The following is a 17,783-nucleotide window of genomic DNA, read 5'->3' as shown; positions in this document are numbered from 1 at the left end:
AGGACACGATGGGAGCTGCTGAAAAGCTGGACATCGTCGAAAAGGACTGGCTGACCGTGGACGAGGCCGTGCACTACTGCGGCGTGTCACGAAGCCAGTTCGATTCGAACATCGCCGACCACGGCATCGAACCTCGAAATTTCATGGGCAAGAAGCTCTACGAGAAGGCTGCCCTCTACTCTGCAATCTACGGCTCCAAGCAATGGTCAAGGTCACAGTCTTCTGGCGCGATGGCGCCGCGTACCTCAACTGGCGGGAAGGCGGCAAGCGAAGCCGTGTCGCCATTGGTCGCGTCAGCCCACGCGAAGCTGAGGGCGTACGAGCAGCGAAAGAAGCGGAACTGACCCATGGAGTGCGCATCCTTCCCCGGCTCCCCACGGTCCGCGACTTCCTGGAACCATACCTGGAGGGGTACAAGGCCGAGCATCCAACCACGCACGGTAAGGCCAGAAGCGAGGTTCGGCTGTTCATGGCCCGCTTCGGCCACCGCCCCATCGATACGCTGCGCCCGATGGAAATGGAGTCCTATAAGACGGACCGCCTGACCAAGGACAAGGTGTCACCGGAGACTGTGGGGAAGGAAGTGCGCAGGCTGCAGGCCGCGTTCCGGCGTGGCGTGCAGTGGAAGGAACTGGACTTCAACCCGCTGGAGGAAACCCGGGCACCGCGAGGCGTTCGTAGCGTGGCGGTGCGGTTCTACGACCGGGCCGCGATGCGCAAGCTGTACCGGGCGAACCCTGCTCGGGCCCCCCTGTGGTTGTTCATGGCCCATACCGGTCTGCGCCGCGGCGAGCTGGTTGGACTGGGCAAGGATGCGGTGGCGGGGAGCAGGCTCAGGGTGGAGAGCGAGCCAGACGAAGATGGCCAGGGGCGCACGAAGTCGGGCAAATGGCGCGAGGTGCCACTCAACCGGTATGCGCGCTGGGCGCTGCGCCACCTTCCCGATCCGCTGGTGGCCGTGCACAAGGACACCGTGTCTGACTGGTTCGCATCCGATGCCAAGCGGGCGGGGGTCGGCGGCAGCCTCCACCGGCTACGGCACACCTTCTGCGCCCACATGGTGATGGCCGGCGTTCCATTGCGAAGGGTGCAGATTCTGGCCGGGCACGCTGATTACGCCGCGACCGAGAAGTTCTATGCACACCTGACGCATGAGGGCGACGATGGCGCCGTTGCAAAGCTCAGGTACTAGGCGGACCGCTGGGACCACTGGGACCAAATCCTGTGGATATGCGGGAAACAGTGGGAAATGATCACCACTGAGTCTGCCTAAGTTGTTGATTCTGGTGACCCCGGCCCGATTCGAACGGGCGACCTTCCCCTTAGGAGGGGGACGCTCTATCCAGCTGAGCTACGGGGCCATGCAGCCGGGAAGTTTACAGCCAACGTGCCCTGCCCTCCAAGCATTCATGTTCCACCCGGTTCCCCTGGCGCGTTGCATCATGGCCGGACGGGGCGCTCTGCTACCATCGGCGATTCAGTTCATCGCGTCCCCCACCTGCCCGCGATGGCGCCAAACAACGTAACGAAACACAGGAGTCTGCATGTCTTCCGAGCTGCTCAAGTCCCTTGGCCTGGACGCGATCAACGCTGGCACGTACCTGGGCAACGGGGAGTGGTCGAGCGCGACCAGCGGTGAGCTGATCACCCCGGTCAACCCGACCACCGGCGAGCCGATCGCGCAGGTCCGCGCCACCACTGAGGCCGAGTACGAGACCGTCGTCGCCCGCGCCCAGGAAGCCTTCAAGGTCTGGCGTACCACGCCGGCGCCGCGCCGCGGTGAAGCCGTGCGCCTGTGCGGCGAAGCGCTGCGCAGGCACAAGGACGCCCTGGGTTCGCTGGTTGCCCTGGAAATGGGCAAGAGCAAGCCGGAAGGCGATGGCGAGGTGCAGGAGATGATCGACATCGCCGATTTTGCCGTGGGCCAGAGCCGCATGCTGTACGGCTACACCATGCATTCCGAGCGCCCCGGGCACCGCATGTACGAGCAGTACCACCCGCTGGGCCTGGTCGGCATCATCTCGGCCTTCAACTTCCCGGTCGCGGTGTGGAGCTGGAACTCGTTCCTGGCGGCGATCTGTGGCGACGTGTGCATCTGGAAGCCGTCCAACAAGACGCCGCTGACCGCCATCGCCTCGCTGAAGATCTGCAACGATGCCCTGCGCGAAGCGGGCTTCCCGGACATCTTCTTCCTGATCAACGATGCCGGCACCGCGCTGTCGGAAAAGATGGTCGATGACCGCCGCGTGCCGCTGATCAGCTTCACCGGCTCGACCCAGGTCGGCCGCACTGTCAACGAGAAGGTCGCACGCCGCCTCGGCCGCTGCCTGCTGGAACTGGGCGGCAACAACGCGATCATCCTGGACGAAACCGCCGACCTGAAGCTGGCCGTGCCGGGCATCGTGTTCGGTGCGGTCGGCACTGCCGGCCAGCGTTGCACCACCACCCGCCGCCTGATCGTGCACCGCTCGATCTACGCCGACGTGCTGGCCACCCTGGTCAAGGCCTACAAGCAGGTCGAAGGCAAGATCGGCGATCCGACCGATGCCGCCAACCTGATGGGCCCGCTGAACAGCGAAGGCGCCGTGCAGCAGTTCCTCGATGCCATTGCCCAGGCCAAGGCGGCCGGCGGCACCATCGAGACCGGCGGCACCCGCATCGACCGCGCCGGCAACTTCGTGCTGCCTGCAATCGTCACGGGCCTGAAGAACAGCGACGCCGTGGTCCAGCACGAGACCTTCGCACCGATCCTGTACGTGATGCCGTACGACACCCTCGACGAAGCCATCGACATGCAGAACGGCGTGCCCCAGGGCCTGTCGTCCTCGATCTTCACCCAGAACCTGAAGACCGCCGAGAAGTTCCTGTCGGCCGCCGGCAGCGACTGCGGCATCGCCAACATCAACATCGGCACGTCCGGTGCGGAGATCGGCGGCGCCTTCGGTGGCGAGAAGGACACCGGCGGTGGTCGCGAGTCCGGTTCGGATGCCTGGAAGGTCTACATGCGCCGCCAGACCAACACCATCAACTATTCGGATTCGCTGCCGCTGGCGCAGGGCATCAAGTTCGACCTGTGATGGCAAGCGACGCAGACACGTCTGTGGGTCAGAGCCCCTCCGGGGATCTGAGCCATGCCCAGGGTCGGATCCCCGCAGGGGCTCCGATCCTCGATTTCAGCGGCCGCCGCGTGCTCATTGCCGGCGGCAGCAAGGGCATTGGTCGTGAAATGGCACTGGCCTTTGCTGGTGCCGGCGCGCAGGTCTCGGTCTGCGCGCGCGGCCAGGCCGGACTGGAGGCCCTGCGCACCGATGCACAGGCGCAGGGCACGCCATTGCATGCGTTTTCCACCGATCTGGCCGATCCCGGCCAGATCCAGGCCTGGCTGCAGGCCGCCGCCGATGCCCTCGGCGGCATCGATGTGCTGGTCAACAATGCCACCGGCTACGGCATGGCCGACAATGAAGAGGGCTGGGCCGCGAGCCTGCAGATCGACCTGATGGCGGCGGTGCGTGCCTCACGCCTGGCCCTGCCCTGGCTGCGCGCATCCAGCGATGCCTGCATCCTCAATCTGTCGTCGATTGCCGCGCAGCAGCCGCGCCCCGGTGGCGCGCCCTACGCCGCTGCCAAGGCCGCGCTTTCGCACTACACCACCTCGCAGGCGCTGGCGCTGGCCAAGGACCGGATCCGGGTCAACGCCATCGCACCGGGCTCGATCGAGTTCGATGACGGGCTCTGGGACCGTCGCCGCGTCGAGGATCCAGCGCTGTACCACGGCACCCTGGCGAAGATCCCGTTCGGTCGCTTTGGCCACCCGCGTGAGATCGCCGACGCCGCCCTGTTCCTGTGCTCGCCACTGGCGCGCTGGATTACCGGCAGCGTGCTCAACGTGGATGGCGGCCAGGTGTTGATGGGCTGATAGGCACCGGGTAGCTGCCAACCTTGGCTGGCATGCCGTTCGTCGATCAAGGTCGACGGCTACCGTAGCGGCCAACCCTGGTGGGCGCGTCCGCAACCGCTGGGCATGGGATTGCCCGGGCAGAGGCACTATCATGTGCACACTGCCAAGGAGGACCCGATGAGCGTGGCACCCCGACAGACAAGCGCCCTGGCCGTGGTCAGCCTGGTCATGGGCATCGCCAGCTGGACCGTCCTGCCCTTCGTGGCCAGCATCGTCGCCATCATCACCGGCCACATGGCCCGCGCCGAGATCCGCCGCCGCCCGCATGAACTGGAAGGCGACGGCCTGGCCGTTACCGGCCTGGTGCTGGGCTGGGTCATGGTCGGCGCCGTGCTTGCCGCCATCCTGGTCTTCATCCTGTTCTTCGGCGGCCTGGCATGGCTGGCGGCGGTGTCGAACTGACGCCATGACCGCCTCCGACAGCACTGAACGCTTCAGCAGCCGCGTCGCCGACTACGTCCGCTACCGGCCCGATTATCCGCCCGCCCTGTTGGAGTGGCTGCATGGCCCGATGGGCGTCAGCCGCGAGGCCGTGGTCGCCGACATCGGCGCCGGCACCGGTATTTCCAGTCGCCTGTTCCTGGCCAGCGGCCATCCGGTAGCCGCGGTTGAACCCAACGCCGCCATGCGGGGCGCGGCCGAGGAATGGCTGGCACCGCAGTACCCGCAGTTCCGTGCGGTGGACGGCCGCGCCGAGGCCACCACACTGGACGATGCCAGCATCGATCTGGTCAGCGTCGCGCAGGCCTTTCACTGGTTCGACACCGTGGCGGTGCGCGCCGAGTGGCAGCGCATCCTGCGCTCCGGTGGCCAGGCACTGATCTACTGGAACTCGCGCCTGCTCGATGCCAGCCCGTTCCTGATCGGCTACGAACAGTTGCTGCTGGACTATGGCACCGACTACACCGCTGTGGCCGAGCGCTACCAGGACGATGCCACCATGCAGGCCTGGTTCGGCACCGGCCTGCGCGGCAGGGTAGAGCTGCCAAACGTGCAGCATCTGGACTTCGACGCCCTGCGCGGGCGCCTGCTGTCCTCCTCCTACGCACCCCAATCCGGTCATCCCCGCCACGCGGCGATGATCGACGCTCTGCAGGACCTGTTCGCCGCCCATGCGGTGGACGGCCAGGTCGCTTTTGAATATCGAACCCGAGCCTTCCTCGGCACGCTGGACTGAACCGACGCATGTATTCGCTTGCCCGCCCCTTCCTGTTCTCGCTCGACGCCGAGCGCGCCCACGGCCTCGGCCTGTCCGCACTGGACCTGGCCTATCGCACCGGCACCACGCCGCTGCTGGCCGCACGCATCGCGCCGATGCCCAGCACGGTGTTCGGGCTGACCTTCCCCAATCCGGTCGGCCTGGCCGCCGGCCTGGACAAGAACGGCGAGCACATCGATGCACTGTTCGCGCTCGGCTTCGGCTTCGTCGAAATCGGCACCATCACCCCGCGCCCGCAGGCCGGCAATCCGCAACCGCGCCTGTTCCGCCTGCCGGAACACAACGCGATCATCAACCGCATGGGCTTCAACAATGCGGGCGTGGACGCGCTGGTGCGCAACGTCGAGCGCGCGCGCAACCGCCGCGGCCTGCTCGGCATCAACATCGGCAAGAACAAGGACACCCCCAACGAACAGGCCGTGGACGATTACATCGCCTGCCTGGACAAGGTCTACCCGCTGGCCGATTACATCACCGTCAACATCTCCTCGCCCAACACCGCCGGCCTGCGTGAGCTGCAGGAAGAGACCGCGCTGCGCCAGCTGGTCAGCCAGCTGCGCGACCGCCAGGAAGACCTTGCTGCCCGCCACGGCCGACGCGTGCCGATGCTGGTGAAGGTGGCGCCGGACCTCAGCGAACGCGACATCGACGCCGCCGCCCGCGTGCTGGGCGAACTGCAGGTGGACGGCGTGATCGCCACCAACACCACCATCGACCACAGCAGGGTGGCCGGCGATCCGCTGGCCAATGAGGCTGGCGGCCTGTCCGGTGCACCGGTGCTGGAACAGTCCACGCTGGTGCTGCGCCGCCTGCGCGCGCGCCTGCCCGAATCGGTGCCGCTGGTCGGCGTCGGCGGCATCCTGTCCGGCGCCGATGCGGTAGCCAAGATGGCGGCCGGTGCCGCACTGGTGCAGTGCTACAGCGGCCTGATCTTCCGTGGACCGGCGCTGGTTTCCGAATGCGTGGAGGCGATCCGTCGCCGCCGTGAAGCGCCGAGCCGCGGCGCGGTGGCCCCACTGTGAGCGCGCCCATGGATACCATCGACGGCAACGCCCCGCTGCGCTGGACGCTCACCCGCAATGCGCCGCTGCAGGCGCTGAATACCTTCCATGTGCAGGCCAGCGCCGCGCAGCTGCTGGAACTGCACGATGCCGCGCTGCTGCCGGACGTGCTGGCATTGCCTGAGGTGGCCAGCGGCCCGCTGCTGGTGCTGGGCAGCGGCAGCAACGTTCTGATCGCCGAGGACCTGCCCGGCACCGTGCTGGTGTTCGGCAACCGTGACATCAGTTTCCTTGAACACCGCGCCGACCATGCGGTGATCCGTGCCGGTGCCGGCGTGCCATGGCATGGCCTGGTGATGTGGTCGCTGCAGGAAGGCCTGTCTGGCCTGGAGAATCTGGCGTTGATTCCCGGCACCGCCGGCGCCGCGCCAATCCAGAACATCGGTGCCTACGGCGCGCAGGTCGGCGAATTCATCCAGGCCGTTGAAGCCTGGGACTGCCAGGAACAGGCCTGGGTGCGGCTGGACAACGAACAGTGTGGCTTCGCCTACCGCGACAGCGTGTTCAAGCAGCAACCCGATCGCTACCTGATCACCGCCATCGAACTGAAGCTGCCACTGCTGCACGATCTGCGCATGGACTACGCCGGCATCCGCGAGGAACTGCAGGCACAGGGCGTGGAGCTGCCGAGCGCAGTGGACGTGGCCAATGCCGTGATCGCGATCCGCCGCCGCAAGCTGCCCGACCCGGATGTACTCGGCAACGCCGGCAGCTTCTTCAAGAACCCGGTGCTGCCGCTGGAACAGGTCGACGTGCTGCTGCAGCACTTCCCCGACCTGCCGGTGTTCCCGGCCGAGCAGGATGACAAGCGCAAGGTCTCGGCGGCATGGATGATCGAGTCCTGCGGCTGGAAGGGCTTCCGCGAAGGTGATGCCGGCGTGGCGCCAAGCCACGCGCTGGTGCTGGTCAACCACGGCAATGCCAGCGGCGCTGAACTGCTGGCGCTGGCGCGCCGCATTTCGGCCTCGGTGCTGGAGAAGTTCGGTGTGCCGATCGAACCGGAGCCCCGCCTGCTCGGCGCACAGTGGTGAACAGCCCCGCCCTTTCCCCAAGCGCCCCGATGCGGGCGGCGCTGCTGATGCTTGGCAGCACGATGGCATTCGGCCTGATGGCGGTCGCGATCCGCTACGCCACCCGGTACGTGCCGACCCAGGAAGTGGCGTTCTTCCGCAACGCCTTCGGCCTGCTGGCGCTGCTGCCGATGCTGCTGCGGCCCGGCCACGCGCCGCTGAAGACACAGCAGCTGCCACGCTATTTCGTGCGCAGTGCGATTGGCCTGGGCTCGATGCTGTGCGCGTTCTGGGCGCTGGGCCACCTGCCGTTGGCGCAGGCGGTGTCGCTTTCGTACTCCACGCCACTGTTCGTCACGATTGCCGCCGTGCTGTGGCTGGGTGAAACCGTGCGAGTGCGCCGCTGGGCCGCGGTCGTGGTCGGCTTCATCGGTGTGCTGGTGATCGTGCGACCCGGTACCGCCGGCTTCACCGCGGGCAGCCTGGTCGCAGTGGCCGCCGCGGTGCTCAGTTCGCTGGTGGCGATCCAGATCAAGCAGCTCACCCGCGTCGACAGCGCCGATACCGTGGTGCTCTACACCTACGTGTTCTGGGTGCCGCTGTCGCTGGTTCCGGCGCTGTTCGTCTGGGTCTGGCCGAGCGGCATGGCCTGGCTGTGGCTGCTGGCCACCGGCGTGCTCGGCACCATCGGCCAGCTGTTGTGGACGCGGGCGCTGCGCCTGGGTGAAGTCTCGGCGCTGACCCCGATCAGCTTCCTGCAGCTGCCGCTGGTAACGCTGTTCGGCTGGCTGCTGTTCAACGAAAGCGTGGACCGCTCGACGATCATCGGCGCCGGCATCATCCTCGCCGCCAACGCCTACATTGCCCACCGCGAGGCCGTGCTGTCGCGCCGCGCCGCCAGCGCAGCCGCCTCATCAGCGGCGAAGCCCGCCGAGTAAATCCGCGCCACGCGTGGATGACGCTGCACTCCTCTGTAGAGCCGAGCCTACGCTCGGCTGCTCTTCGCGCCTCCACCGTTGACTGAGCGCGCAGGGTTCATCCACGCATGGCGTGGATCTACAGCGCGCGATACACCCGCTCGGCCGCGTCGAACACATTGCCCGGTGCGAACTGTTCGCTGAGGAAATGCAGCGACTGCCGGCGCAGCTGCGGCGACCGGTCCTCTCCATCGCTGCCCAGCAGGACCTGCTGGAACTCGATCAGGTCCTGCAGGATGCGCCAGTGACGGTACCAGGCGATCCAGCGAGGGTCGCCGCGGTCACTGCCATAGCCTTCCTCGAATCCCAACGGGTTCTCGCGGCCCCAGCGCCCGCCGACAGCGCCACCGATGAACATCAGGTCGCGCTCGCGCGGTGCCAGCGACAGGCCATCCCAGTCGATCAGGTGCAGGCCGCCGTCATTGCCCATCAGCAGATTGCCGGCATGAAGGTCGGTGTGGCACAGGTGCAGCCGCACCGGCACATCCTGCAACGCCGCGTGCAGCTGCAGTGCCTGCGCGTGCAGCGCCGCGATGCGCGCGTGCTGCTGGTCCCAGACGGAAACGAAGGCACGGCCCAGCCCATCCTTGGCAGCCGCCAGGCCTTCGCCGGCCAGCCACTGCCCGACGGTATCAAGCGCCGCGGTTTCCATCCGGATGCTTGGCAGCGCTTCCTGCAGCGCCGGTGGCGGGCACGCCTCGTGCAGGCGCCGCAGCACCTCGCCCAACCGTTGCCATTGCGTGCGGCTCAATGCCGCCTCGAAACCGGACTGGCCTTCCACATACGGGAACAGGGTGAACTGCAGGCCCCAGCGCTGCACCGATGCCCCGCCGGTCAACGCCGGCCAGGGCGCAACGATCTCCTCGATACCCAGCGTGCCGCGCAGCCAATGCAGGGTGTCCCAGACGGCAGGGGCCACCTGATAACTGCGGCATTTCAACCACCACTGCCCGCGCCGTGCATCGATGCGATACACGCTGGCGTTGGCATCGGCGCCAACCGGGCGTGGCACCACGGCGGTCGCGGTGATGCCATAGGATTGCTGGAGGACTTCGCCGAGATGCTGCGCCGAAGCGGATGACATGGATGCAAGCGGAAAGTGTTATCTGCGACAACTATCGCAGATGTGCCCGCCACGACACAGACATGTCCGTCACAACATCGTGCCTGCGCGACCAACGTGCTAGCCGGCGACGCGACGCATCACCGCTTCCAATGGCCCCCGCGTGAACCGCCACGACCACAGCCACGCTGCGCCCGTGGCCAGCATCAGGAACAACAGCGCCCACAGCAGCACGGTCGGTAGCGACGCGCTGCCATCGAGCAGCCCCAACCATTCCAGCGTACCCATGCCCAGCAGGATGTGGCCGACGTAGAGGGTCAGGGTCATTCGCCCTGCTGCAGTCAGCGGTTCCAGCCAATCCCCCGGATACCGGCGGCTGATCCAGAGGCACGCGGCAATCGCGCTGCAGGCTGCGCCCGCACCGGTCAACACGTAGGCCGGTCCCGGCGGCATCGGCTGCGTTCCCAGCCACGGCTGCCAGGGCGTTCCCTGCGCAAGCTGCTGCACGGCCTGGCCTGCGCCGATCAGCAGCAGGCCCGCCAGCAGCAACGCACGCTGCACCCGCGCTTGTGACAACGGCAGGCGCGCCAGCAGCATGCCCAGCAGGAAGAAGCACATCCAGGGCAGCAAGGGATGGAAGCCGTTGAACAACAGGTTGCGCGCGGCACCCGGCCACTGCCAGAGACCGGCATACTCCAGCGTCTGCCAGTTCCAGCCCTGGTTGTAATTCCAGTGCAGCAGTGCCCAGAACGACCCGGCCGCCAGGCCGGCGATGCTGGCCAGCAGCACCCGTGACGACGCACGCAGCCACAGCACCGCCAGCGCGAAATACACCGCGTAGTAGTGCAGGATGTCGGCCGGGAACAGGGTCAGGTTGAGCAGGCCCAGTACCAGCAGGAACAGCGCGCGCCGCCAGGTCTGCGCGCCGGCCGGCATCCAGCCAAGGCGCTGTGTGGCCAGTACCAGGCCAAGTCCGGCCAGGGTGACGAAGGTCGCAGAGGCCTTGCCTTCCAGCAGACGGAAGAAGCCGGCCAGCCAACCCTGACCCTCTGCCGGCACGGCCATCGCCAGGCGGAAATTGACCAGCACCATGCCGGCCAGCGCCAGATACCGTGCCAGATCGAGGCCGTGCAATCGCCGCTCAACCGCGCTCATGCGCGTGCACCGAGCAGCAGCGCGAGCAGGCCAGGGTCCAGCGGAGCCTCATCGGTGCCACCGGCTCCGCCCAGCCCGCGACGCAGCGCATCGCTTTCGATGGCATCCAGCAGCACCTGCGCCTGCAGTGCCGGGGCCAGCACGGGACGCCGACGTTCACGCTGTGCCACCTGCTGCAGCGCTTCGGCCAGCACAGCCTGCAACTGCCTGCGATTGGCCGCAAATGCCTCGGCCACGGCCCGATTGCGTGCGCTCTCGGCCAGCACTTCGACGGCGAGCGTCGCCCATTCCGGATGGCTGCACAGCGCGTGGAAGTCCTGCAGGAACGCCAGCACCTGCGTGCGATCACCGTCGGCCACGGCCAGCCGCTGCAGCAACGGCGCCAATTCCTCGCTCTCGGCCACGGCCACTGCAAGGATGATCGCTTCCTTGCCAGGGAAGTGGTTGTAGAGATTGCCCAGGCTGACGTCGGCCGCCTGCGCGATGTCACGCATGCTGGTCTGGTGGAATCCCTTGGCGAGGAAGCACTGCAGGGCGGCCTGCAGGATCTGCGCGTTGCGTTGCGCGTTGCGGTCGGCTCGGTTCATGGCGCCAATAATGAACGAACGTTCGTCCACCTGGAAGATGGCAACCCGGCCAACCAGCGAGTTCCGTTCAGCCGGCCCTTGACCTCAACTGCGGTTGAGGCCCGATGCTGCGCGGCCCGTTCCAAGCCCAACCCGGAGAGACTTCATGCCGCGGATGATCACCGCCCTGCTCGACAGCCGCGTGCTGTGGTTTCTGGCCCGACTGCTGCTGGCCGTGGTGTTCCTGTCATCGGGTCTGGCCAAGCTGCTGGCGTGGGACAACAGCGTGGCCGAAATGCAGGCGGCCGGGCTGCAACCGCCTGTGCTGTTCAATCTCGCCAGCGCCGTTGTGCTGCTGGGTGGCTCACTGTGCCTGCTACTTGATCGCCTGCTCTGGCTGGGCAGCGGCGCGCTGGCGGTGTTCATGCTGCTGACCATCGCCATCGTGCATGCCTTCTGGACCAAGCACGGCGCGGAACAGCAGCTGGCCCTGTTCTTCGCACTGGAACACCTGAGCGTGATCGGTGGGCTGATCTGCGCGGCCATCGCCAGCCGCGCGCGGGCTCAGAAGAACTCGTCGAGCAGCCGGTAGAACGCCAACCGGCGCTCGTCGGCTACAGCGCCGTAGCGTTGGAACAACGGCGTGACCCAACGCGTATCACCGAAGTTGTGGACCAGGCTGCGCGCGGCCAGCGCCAGGTCCTGGTAACGGTCGGCCACGCCCAGCCGCCCACAGTCGATGAACCCGCTGAAACGCCCCTCGGCCACCATCAGATTCGGAAGGCAGGCATCGCCATGACTGACCACCAGATCTTCATGATCGGGACGGGTGCTGCACAGTTGGGCGAAGACCTGCTGTGGACTCTGTCCCAGGCGTTCGTCATCGAAGTCATCGGCGTCCACGCGCCCCGCCTCGACCCGTGCCTGCGCGGCCGGCAGGCGCGAGGCCAGCCGCTGATCGAACGGACAGGCTGCTACCGGCAACGCATGCAGCCCGCGCAGCGCTTCGGCCAGTATCTCCACCCGTTGCTGCGGCGCGAGTTCCGCCGACGAAGCCAGATCGCGGCCAGGCAGCGCGCTCATCAGCAACCAGTGCCGGCCCGCTTCTTCGGCCGTGGCAATCACCGTTGGCGCCGGTTGTCCCTGTGCCTGGAGCCAGCGCAGGCGCGCGATCTCATCGCCCAGCTCACTGAAGGCATCGATCAGTTCCGACTTGAGGAAGGCGTCGGGTCTACCTGGCCGCAGCACGCGGGCAACGTCGGCCCGCGAAACACCCATCGACTGCCGCTCGATGCGCGCGTCGGCCAACGCTTTCTGCCACGCCAACGGCAGCGGCATGCCATCAGTGGTGGCGTTGTGCTCGTCCATGCCAGGAGATTCCTGTTGCCGGTGACCCTGCGCATTCTCGCTCATCCTGGCGCACATCGCCCCCCGTGCGGGAGGCAGCCTAAGCGAGCTGACCGGGCCGTCGGCGGCCACTGCGTCCCAGCGCCTGCAGCAGCGACGGCTGCTGCCACGGTACCGGTGCCAGTTCGACGACACGGCCTCGACCCTTACCGCCGAACGCGGCGGCCTGCGCGCGTTCGCCAAGTGGAGCACCGTTCTGGCAGCCGATCGTGGCTGCCGCAGTACAACGAGGAAGCAACATGAAACTGATGGTCATCGGCGCCAGCAAGGGCCTGGGCCGCGCGTTCGTGGAAGGCCTCTGTGCCACGGGTGACACTGTGATTGGTGTCTCGCGCAACCGCCCGTGCGGCATCGCCTGCGCTGACGGCGTCACCCTGCAATGGATCGAAGCAGACCTGTCCCGGCCGACCGTGGCTGCCGACCACATCGCAGCGCAGGCACCGGCCGATATCGATGTGCTGATCCACAACCTGGGTATCTGGGAAGACAAGGCCTTCAGCGGCGAGTACGCCTTCCTCGATGAAAGCGACGCTGCACTCACGACGCTGGTCGACGTCAACATCACCGCGACCCTTGTACTGCTGCAACGCCTGCTGCCCCGCGTACTGGGCGCAGCGCGCCCGCAGCTGGTGCTGACCGGTTCGACCTCGGCCCTGCCTCGCAGTGGCCGCCCGGAAGTGGCGTTCGGCGCCTCGAAGTTCGCCCTCAACGGCATCGCCGATGCGCTGCGCGAAGGCTTCCGCGATCGCCGGCTGGCGGTGACCAGCCTGCAGTTGGGCTACCTCAACACCGACGACGCCTTGTCGGTGCCGGTGGCCGAGGCCGCAGCGCGCGGCGACGGTGAGCAGGTGCCGGTCCACGATGTCGTGGCCATGGTAAGCGCCCTGTTGCAGCTGTCATCCTCCGGCTTCGTGCGCGAACTGGTGCTGCCCGCCATCGCCGACCCGCGCTACTGACCTTGCCGGCCGCCGCAGAGCACGCTCAGTGGCCGCGCGCGCGGTCGTGGTTTACCCTGCTCGTCACTGGCCGTCGGTCACAGGCGGGAACCTGCTATGGATGCGCTTTCACGGGTCTCGACCCAGGTCCTGGACAGCGCCCTGCCCAGCCTGCCGCTGTATCTGCTGCAGGCCACGGCAGTGATCGGCATGATCGGCGTACTGCTGATCGCCACCCGTCGCGCCGGGCACGCCATTGAAGGCCGTCGCCTGTATGTCGGCGTAGCGCTGGGCCTGATCTACCTGTTCAATTCCTGGTTCGTGGCCCGTTATTCCCAGGGTGTGGTCAAGCTGCACCTCGGCTTCGACATCCTGCTGGTCAGTGGCCTGCTGGGCGGATGGCGCGGGGGCCTGGCCTGCCTGACCGCCGCCCTGCTGGCCCGCTACCAGTTCGCCGGTATCCCGTTCTTCCTGCCTGCCAGCCTTGAGGCCGTGTTGCAGATGGTGGCCGGCGTCTGGCTGCGCAGGCACCTGTACCCGCGCATGCTCAACGAGCTCTCGCCGCGCATGATCCTGCAGGCCTGGGGCGTGCGTATCGGGGTAACCGCTCTGGGTTTGGCGCTGGGTGTGGCGATCATTGGCGCCGATCAACTGCCGGTGGCCGAGCTGGCGATCCAGCGCGTGCTGGCACTGCCGGTCTCGCTGCTCGTGCTCGGCGCGGTGTTCGCACTGGTCTACAACGATGCCCAGATCGATGCGCAACGCCAGCGCGAACAGGCCTGGCTCCGCATCGATCCGATCAGCGGGCTGCCCAACATGCGTGCGCTCGGTGAACGCCTGCAACAGTACTGGCGGGATAACGACGGCACCGGCAAGGCCTGCCTGATCGTGGCCGAGATGGGCAACCTGCGCGATCTGCGCCTGCGCTACGGGCCGTTGCAGGACAACGGCCTGTGGCAGCGCGACAGCACCGAGGAGGTGCATCGGTTGCTGCCCTCGCTGTCGGCTGCGCAGCTGGAGATCTACCAGTTCGGGGATGCCGCGCTGGCGATCCTGGTGCGCGGCCTGACCTTGTCCACACTGCGCACGCAACCGCAGATCACCGAGCTGGCCAGCAACCTGGCCGATCGGGTCGCCCGCGATTGGCCGGGCTTCCGGCCGCTGTTCCGCTGTGCAGTGGTTGAATTGAAGCCCCCTGCTGATGCCGACGAAGGACATCTTCCGTTCCGCGCCATCACCGTGGCACTGAGCGCGATCGAGTCGGGCGTGCTGTTCTTCGATGACCCGATCCAGCGCGACAGCGAGATCGACGCCCTGATCGAGGCTGCGCTTGAGCACTGGCTGCAGCAGGGCAATGCGCCGCTGTGCTACCAGCCCAAGCATCGTCTGCAGGACCGCCAACTGGTCGGCGCCGAAGCACTGCTGCGCATGCGCGACGGCGAAGGCCGGCCGATTGCCCCGATGCGGGTGATCTCGCTGCTGCGCCGGCAGGGGCGGCTGGCAGACCTGGAATGGGCCACGCTGCGGTCGGCGGTGCACTTCCTGCAGCACTGCCGGCGGGACGGCGCGGCGCTGACCATTGCAGTCAATGTTTCAGCCGAATCGCTGCGCCTGCCCGACTTCGGCCTGCGCCTGCAGGAGCTGCTGCAGCTGCATGACATCCCCGGTGCGATGCTGCGCCTGGAGATCGTCGAATGGACCGAAATCGTCGAGCGCGACGTGGTCGATGCCAACATCGCACAGCTGCTGGCAGCCGGGGTCACCCTGTCGCTGGATGATTTCGGCGCCGGCTATTCAACCCTGATCCTGCTTTCGCAGCTGGCCATCGCCGAGGTCAAGATCGAGCAGGCACTGATCGCCACGCTGTCCGACGCCAAGTCACAGTCGATCGTGCGCTTCATCGTCGAGGTCGCGCACCGCTGCGGCGCGATCGTGGTGGCCGAGGGTACCGAGACCCTCGCTCAGGAACAGAAGCTGCGCGCACTCGGGGTGGATGTCGGCCAGGGCTACCTGTACTCGGCGGCACTGCCGGCCGACGAGTTCCGTCGCTTCGCAGCCAGCTAGACCGCGTAGAACCCCAGGAACATCGCCACCGCCGATTCGGCCACGCGCGCACGTTCCTGCGCGGTCAACGGTGGCTGCCCCATCGTGACCTGCGGCCAGAACGCGAAGCTCTTCACCAGCCCGTGCAACTGGTGGCCGGCAAAGTCCGGATCCACCTCGCGCAGACGGCCATCGGCAATTGCTGCGCGGATCCAGGCACTCTCGCCACTTTCCTTCTCGCCCATGCGGCAGACGATGGCCTGCGCGCGCTCCGGTGAATGGATGATCTCGGCCATCGCGACCCGCGCCAGATCGATGAAATTCCCATCGCTGAGCAGGTCCAGCTTCTGGCCCAGCAACTGCAGCAACTGCGTCTGCAGCGGCTGGTCGGCGCGGTATGGCAGTGCGTCGCTGGCCACGCTGCGCTCCCACAGCTCCTCCAGGATCATCGAGAACAGCGCTTCCTTGCTCGGGAAATGGTTGTAGACGGTGCGCTTGGAGACCCCCGCCGCCTCGGCGATGCGGTCCATGCTGGTCGCCTCGTAGCCCGATGCACGGAACTCCTCCACCGCCGCGCGCACGATGGCGTCACGTTTGCGGTCGGTCAGGCGTTGCGGGGGACGGGACATGGCGGGAACCGGATAACTGAACGGATGCCTCCATTTTACACTCGACAGTGTACTTTTGAAAAACACGAAACTACACTGTGCAGTGTACCCAGCGGACGTCACCCATGAAGCGCCTGCTCCTTGTCCTCCTGCTCGGAATCCTCGCCGTGACCGCCTACACCTTCTGCAAATCCTGGTCCCTTCCCGACTTCCCCGATTCGCCGCAGTACCGTGATGGCAAGTTCCGCAATGCCCTGCCCCGTCCGGCGATGGGCCTGCGCGACGGCGCGGAGATCTGGTGGACGTTCCTGTTCAACAAGCCCAAGGGCACCGTGCCCGCGAACCCGATTCCGGTGAAGCCGCTGGACCGCGCCACGCTGGACGCCGCACCGGATCGCAGCCTGTTCCGGCTGGGGCACTCCACGATCCTGCTGAAGCTGCGTGGCCAGTACTGGCTGACCGATCCGGTGTTTTCCGAGCGCGCCTCGCCGGTGCAGTGGATGGGGCCCGCACGCTTCCATGCACCGCCGATCAGCATCGACGCGCTGCCGCCGATCGCCGGTGTGATCCTCTCGCACAACCACTATGACCACCTGGACCATGCCGCGGTCATGCAGCTGGCCGGCAAGACCGCGCGCTTCATTGCACCGCTCGGCGTCGGCGACCAGCTGATCGCGTGGGGGGTGGATGCGCGCAAAGTCGAGCAGCTGGACTGGTGGCAATCCACCGAAGCCAACGGCCTGCGCCTGACCGCGACCCCGGGCCAGCACTTCTCCGGCCGCGGGCTGGGTGACAGCGACCGCAGCCTGTGGGCTTCATGGGTGATCCAGGACGGTGACTTCCGCATTTTCTTCAGCGGCGACACCGGCTACTTCGACGGCTTCAAGGCCATCGGCGAGAAATACGGTCCGTTCGACCTGACCATGATCGAGACCGGCGCCTATGATCGACGCTGGGCATTCGTGCACATGCAGCCGGAACAGACCCTGCAGGCGCACCTGGACCTGCGCGGCAAGTGGCTGCTGCCGATCCACAACGGCACCTTCGACCTGGCCCTGCACGCATGGCAGCAGCCGTTCGAGCGCATCACCGCGCTGGCCGCTGCAAACAGTGTTCCAGTGGCTACGCCGATGATGGGCGAAGCACTGGACATGCAGGCGCCGCAGGCGGGTACGCGCTGGTGGGAGACGGTGGAGCTGTAATGCGGTCGGCTCCGATTCTGGCCGCCGCTACGTCTTCGGGTGAAGCCTGCGCCCTTCCCGGGCAAGATTGATCTGTAGCGCAGCGGCGGCGAGCTCGGTCATTTCCGTCGTGACTTTCCCGCTGCCGCGCGCTCGCAGCCAACCGAGAATGTCGACGAGATGCCAGATCGAGGTCGAGCCGTCATGCACGGGGGACGGAAACGACTGCGGGTTGGCCAGCATGAGCTTCCGCATGTTCTGGCGCGACATTCCGAGCAGGTCTGCGACGTCAGTGAGCCCAACCAGATCGGGGCTCACTTCAACCAGTTCGGCACCGGGCACGGCCCGCTGCACATCGTCCAGCGCCGAACGCAGGGCAGCCCCTGCGCTATCTGCTTCGCGGCAGAACGCGAAGGCCAGCCGTCCCGGCAGCCCAAGGCCCACAAGCGCGTCGTCACAGCCGCCTTCGGCCAGGCGCTGCTCGAGGACACCGATTTCAATACCTGTGTCCGGCAAGCGGTACTTCAGGGTGAAGTTGAATTCCATGATTGCCCCCTTCGCTTCTCACGAAGCGAGATCTCATTGCTCACGACTGCAGTT

General features: G+C 66.8%; 19 protein-coding genes and 1 tRNA gene. 13 read left to right on the top strand and 7 right to left on the bottom strand.

The genetic code is table 11. The annotated features are described in order from the left end of the window. Nucleotides 1-8 precede the first annotated feature (8 nt). Together ACSYHF_RS08800 and ACSYHF_RS08795 are read left to right on the top strand one after the other, a co-directional pair. The gene (locus ACSYHF_RS08800) at nt 9-344 is read left to right on the top strand and encodes a hypothetical protein (RefSeq protein WP_271162866.1); all 336 of its coding nucleotides are present in this window, start codon (nt 9-11) and stop codon (nt 342-344) included. Nucleotides 345-352: 8 nt separating this feature from the next. Beyond that, nucleotides 353-1,192, top strand: a complete 840-nt coding sequence (locus tag ACSYHF_RS08795) for a tyrosine-type recombinase/integrase (protein ID WP_271162865.1) — start codon at nt 353-355, stop codon at nt 1,190-1,192. Nucleotides 1,193-1,284: 92 nt separating this feature from the next. On the opposite strand, the gene ACSYHF_RS08790 is transcribed toward ACSYHF_RS08795, so the two are convergent. Next, nucleotides 1,285-1,361: transfer RNA gene (locus tag ACSYHF_RS08790), tRNA-Arg, on the bottom strand. A 183-nt stretch (nt 1,362-1,544) separates the two neighbouring features. On the opposite strand from ACSYHF_RS08790, the gene amaB reads away from it, so the two are divergent. From amaB to ACSYHF_RS08755, 7 genes are all read left to right on the top strand, one after another. Further along, nucleotides 1,545-3,077 (top strand): L-piperidine-6-carboxylate dehydrogenase, encoded by a 1,533-nt coding sequence (gene amaB, locus ACSYHF_RS08785; RefSeq protein WP_005416301.1) that lies wholly within the window; start codon nt 1,545-1,547, stop codon nt 3,075-3,077. Next, nucleotides 3,077-3,916, top strand: coding sequence for an SDR family NAD(P)-dependent oxidoreductase (locus ACSYHF_RS08780; protein WP_447576289.1), 840 nt, complete (start codon nt 3,077-3,079; stop codon nt 3,914-3,916). Before amaB ends, ACSYHF_RS08780 begins: the two co-directional genes overlap by 1 nt. Nucleotides 3,917-4,075: 159 nt before the next feature. After that, nucleotides 4,076-4,360 carry a DUF4190 domain-containing protein gene (locus tag ACSYHF_RS08775; RefSeq protein ID WP_005413144.1) on the top strand — a complete coding sequence of 95 codons (285 nt, stop codon included), beginning with the start codon at nt 4,076-4,078 and terminating at the stop codon, nt 4,358-4,360. Between the two features lie 4 nt (nt 4,361-4,364). Beyond that, nucleotides 4,365-5,135, top strand: a complete 771-nt coding sequence (locus tag ACSYHF_RS08770; RefSeq protein ID WP_447576287.1) for a class I SAM-dependent methyltransferase — start codon at nt 4,365-4,367, stop codon at nt 5,133-5,135. 8 nt (nt 5,136-5,143) lie between these two features. Beyond that, complete coding sequence (locus tag ACSYHF_RS08765) at nt 5,144-6,199, top strand: quinone-dependent dihydroorotate dehydrogenase (protein WP_005416297.1); 1,056 nt, start codon at nt 5,144-5,146, stop codon at nt 6,197-6,199. Between the two features lie 8 nt (nt 6,200-6,207). Further along, the gene (gene murB / locus ACSYHF_RS08760) at nt 6,208-7,269 is read left to right on the top strand and encodes a UDP-N-acetylmuramate dehydrogenase (RefSeq protein WP_005416296.1); all 1,062 of its coding nucleotides are present in this window, start codon (nt 6,208-6,210) and stop codon (nt 7,267-7,269) included. Nucleotides 7,270-7,298: 29 nt separating this feature from the next. Then, nucleotides 7,299-8,186, top strand: a complete 888-nt coding sequence (locus ACSYHF_RS08755) for a DMT family transporter (protein WP_447576431.1) — start codon at nt 7,299-7,301, stop codon at nt 8,184-8,186. Nucleotides 8,187-8,304: 118 nt separating this feature from the next. Here the strand turns inward: ACSYHF_RS08755 and ACSYHF_RS08750 are convergent, their stop codons facing one another. The 3 genes from ACSYHF_RS08750 to ACSYHF_RS08740 form a co-directional block, all read right to left on the bottom strand. After that, nucleotides 8,305-9,309: an aminoglycoside phosphotransferase family protein gene (locus ACSYHF_RS08750; RefSeq protein WP_005416294.1), complete on the bottom strand. Its 1,005-nt coding sequence runs from the start codon at nt 9,307-9,309 to the stop codon at nt 8,305-8,307. Between the two features lie 99 nt (nt 9,310-9,408). Next, on the bottom strand, nt 9,409-10,443 hold the full coding sequence (locus ACSYHF_RS08745; RefSeq protein WP_447576284.1) for a heparan-alpha-glucosaminide N-acetyltransferase domain-containing protein: 1,035 nt from the start codon (nt 10,441-10,443) through the stop codon (nt 9,409-9,411). Then, nucleotides 10,440-11,030, bottom strand: a complete 591-nt coding sequence (locus ACSYHF_RS08740; RefSeq protein ID WP_188238447.1) for a TetR/AcrR family transcriptional regulator — start codon at nt 11,028-11,030, stop codon at nt 10,440-10,442. Before ACSYHF_RS08740 ends, ACSYHF_RS08745 begins: the two co-directional genes overlap by 4 nt. A gap of 145 nt (nt 11,031-11,175) precedes the next feature. On the opposite strand from ACSYHF_RS08740, the gene ACSYHF_RS08735 reads away from it, so the two are divergent. Beyond that, on the top strand, nt 11,176-11,601 hold the full coding sequence (locus tag ACSYHF_RS08735; protein WP_005416291.1) for a DoxX family protein: 426 nt from the start codon (nt 11,176-11,178) through the stop codon (nt 11,599-11,601). Here ACSYHF_RS08735 and ACSYHF_RS08730 read toward each other — a convergent pair. Beyond that, complete coding sequence (locus ACSYHF_RS08730; RefSeq protein ID WP_447576282.1) at nt 11,574-12,377, bottom strand: APH(3')-II family aminoglycoside O-phosphotransferase; 804 nt, start codon at nt 12,375-12,377, stop codon at nt 11,574-11,576. The genes ACSYHF_RS08735 and ACSYHF_RS08730 overlap by 28 nt on opposite strands. A 278-nt stretch (nt 12,378-12,655) precedes the next feature. Between ACSYHF_RS08730 and ACSYHF_RS08725 the strand changes: the two genes are divergently transcribed. Together ACSYHF_RS08725 and ACSYHF_RS08720 are read left to right on the top strand one after the other, a co-directional pair. After that, nucleotides 12,656-13,372, top strand: a complete 717-nt coding sequence (locus tag ACSYHF_RS08725; RefSeq protein WP_095377703.1) for an SDR family NAD(P)-dependent oxidoreductase — start codon at nt 12,656-12,658, stop codon at nt 13,370-13,372. Nucleotides 13,373-13,468: 96 nt separating this feature from the next. Beyond that, nucleotides 13,469-15,415, top strand: coding sequence for an EAL domain-containing protein (locus tag ACSYHF_RS08720; RefSeq protein ID WP_447576280.1), 1,947 nt, complete (start codon nt 13,469-13,471; stop codon nt 15,413-15,415). Here the strand turns inward: ACSYHF_RS08720 and ACSYHF_RS08715 are convergent. Next, nucleotides 15,412-16,023 carry a TetR/AcrR family transcriptional regulator gene (locus ACSYHF_RS08715; protein ID WP_005416287.1) on the bottom strand — a complete coding sequence of 204 codons (612 nt, stop codon included), beginning with the start codon at nt 16,021-16,023 and terminating at the stop codon, nt 15,412-15,414. The two genes, ACSYHF_RS08720 and ACSYHF_RS08715, sit on opposite strands and share 4 nt — an antisense overlap. A 104-nt stretch (nt 16,024-16,127) precedes the next feature. Here ACSYHF_RS08715 and ACSYHF_RS08710 point away from each other — a divergent pair, with 104 nt between their 5' ends. Beyond that, nucleotides 16,128-17,204, top strand: a complete 1,077-nt coding sequence (locus tag ACSYHF_RS08710; protein ID WP_197599241.1) for an MBL fold metallo-hydrolase — start codon at nt 16,128-16,130, stop codon at nt 17,202-17,204. Between the two features lie 27 nt (nt 17,205-17,231). Here ACSYHF_RS08710 and ACSYHF_RS08705 read toward each other — a convergent pair whose 3' ends face one another. Beyond that, entirely contained in the window at nt 17,232-17,729 is a 498-nt protein-coding gene (locus ACSYHF_RS08705) for a helix-turn-helix transcriptional regulator (RefSeq protein ID WP_197599240.1), read from the bottom strand. Nucleotides 17,730-17,783 lie beyond the last annotated feature (54 nt).

This window comes from Stenotrophomonas maltophilia group sp. P373, assembly GCF_053295075.1.
Note: the sequence above shows the minus strand (reverse complement) of the source record. Positions and strands in the feature narration are given on the sequence as shown.

Coding starts and splice junctions, on each gene's coding strand:
- ACSYHF_RS08765 (WP_005416297.1), top strand. CDS start 5,144: ATGTATTCGCTTGCCCGCCCCTTCCTGTTCTCGCTCGACGCCGAGCGC.
- ACSYHF_RS08775 (WP_005413144.1), top strand. CDS start 4,076: ATGAGCGTGGCACCCCGACAGACAAGCGCCCTGGCCGTGGTCAGCCTG.
- murB (WP_005416296.1), top strand. CDS start 6,208: ATGGATACCATCGACGGCAACGCCCCGCTGCGCTGGACGCTCACCCGC.
- ACSYHF_RS08725 (WP_095377703.1), top strand. CDS start 12,656: ATGAAACTGATGGTCATCGGCGCCAGCAAGGGCCTGGGCCGCGCGTTC.
- ACSYHF_RS08800 (WP_271162866.1), top strand. CDS start 9: ATGGGAGCTGCTGAAAAGCTGGACATCGTCGAAAAGGACTGGCTGACC.
- ACSYHF_RS08740 (WP_188238447.1), bottom strand. CDS start 11,030: ATGAACCGAGCCGACCGCAACGCGCAACGCAACGCGCAGATCCTGCAG.
- ACSYHF_RS08715 (WP_005416287.1), bottom strand. CDS start 16,023: ATGTCCCGTCCCCCGCAACGCCTGACCGACCGCAAACGTGACGCCATC.
- ACSYHF_RS08705 (WP_197599240.1), bottom strand. CDS start 17,729: ATGGAATTCAACTTCACCCTGAAGTACCGCTTGCCGGACACAGGTATT.
- ACSYHF_RS08755 (WP_447576431.1), top strand. CDS start 7,299: ATGCGGGCGGCGCTGCTGATGCTTGGCAGCACGATGGCATTCGGCCTG.
- ACSYHF_RS08735 (WP_005416291.1), top strand. CDS start 11,176: ATGCCGCGGATGATCACCGCCCTGCTCGACAGCCGCGTGCTGTGGTTT.
- ACSYHF_RS08710 (WP_197599241.1), top strand. CDS start 16,128: ATGAAGCGCCTGCTCCTTGTCCTCCTGCTCGGAATCCTCGCCGTGACC.
- ACSYHF_RS08730 (WP_447576282.1), bottom strand. CDS start 12,377: ATGGACGAGCACAACGCCACCACTGATGGCATGCCGCTGCCGTTGGCG.
- ACSYHF_RS08745 (WP_447576284.1), bottom strand. CDS start 10,443: ATGAGCGCGGTTGAGCGGCGATTGCACGGCCTCGATCTGGCACGGTAT.
- ACSYHF_RS08750 (WP_005416294.1), bottom strand. CDS start 9,309: ATGTCATCCGCTTCGGCGCAGCATCTCGGCGAAGTCCTCCAGCAATCC.
- amaB (WP_005416301.1), top strand. CDS start 1,545: ATGTCTTCCGAGCTGCTCAAGTCCCTTGGCCTGGACGCGATCAACGCT.
- ACSYHF_RS08780 (WP_447576289.1), top strand. CDS start 3,077: ATGGCAAGCGACGCAGACACGTCTGTGGGTCAGAGCCCCTCCGGGGAT.
- ACSYHF_RS08720 (WP_447576280.1), top strand. CDS start 13,469: ATGGATGCGCTTTCACGGGTCTCGACCCAGGTCCTGGACAGCGCCCTG.
- ACSYHF_RS08770 (WP_447576287.1), top strand. CDS start 4,365: ATGACCGCCTCCGACAGCACTGAACGCTTCAGCAGCCGCGTCGCCGAC.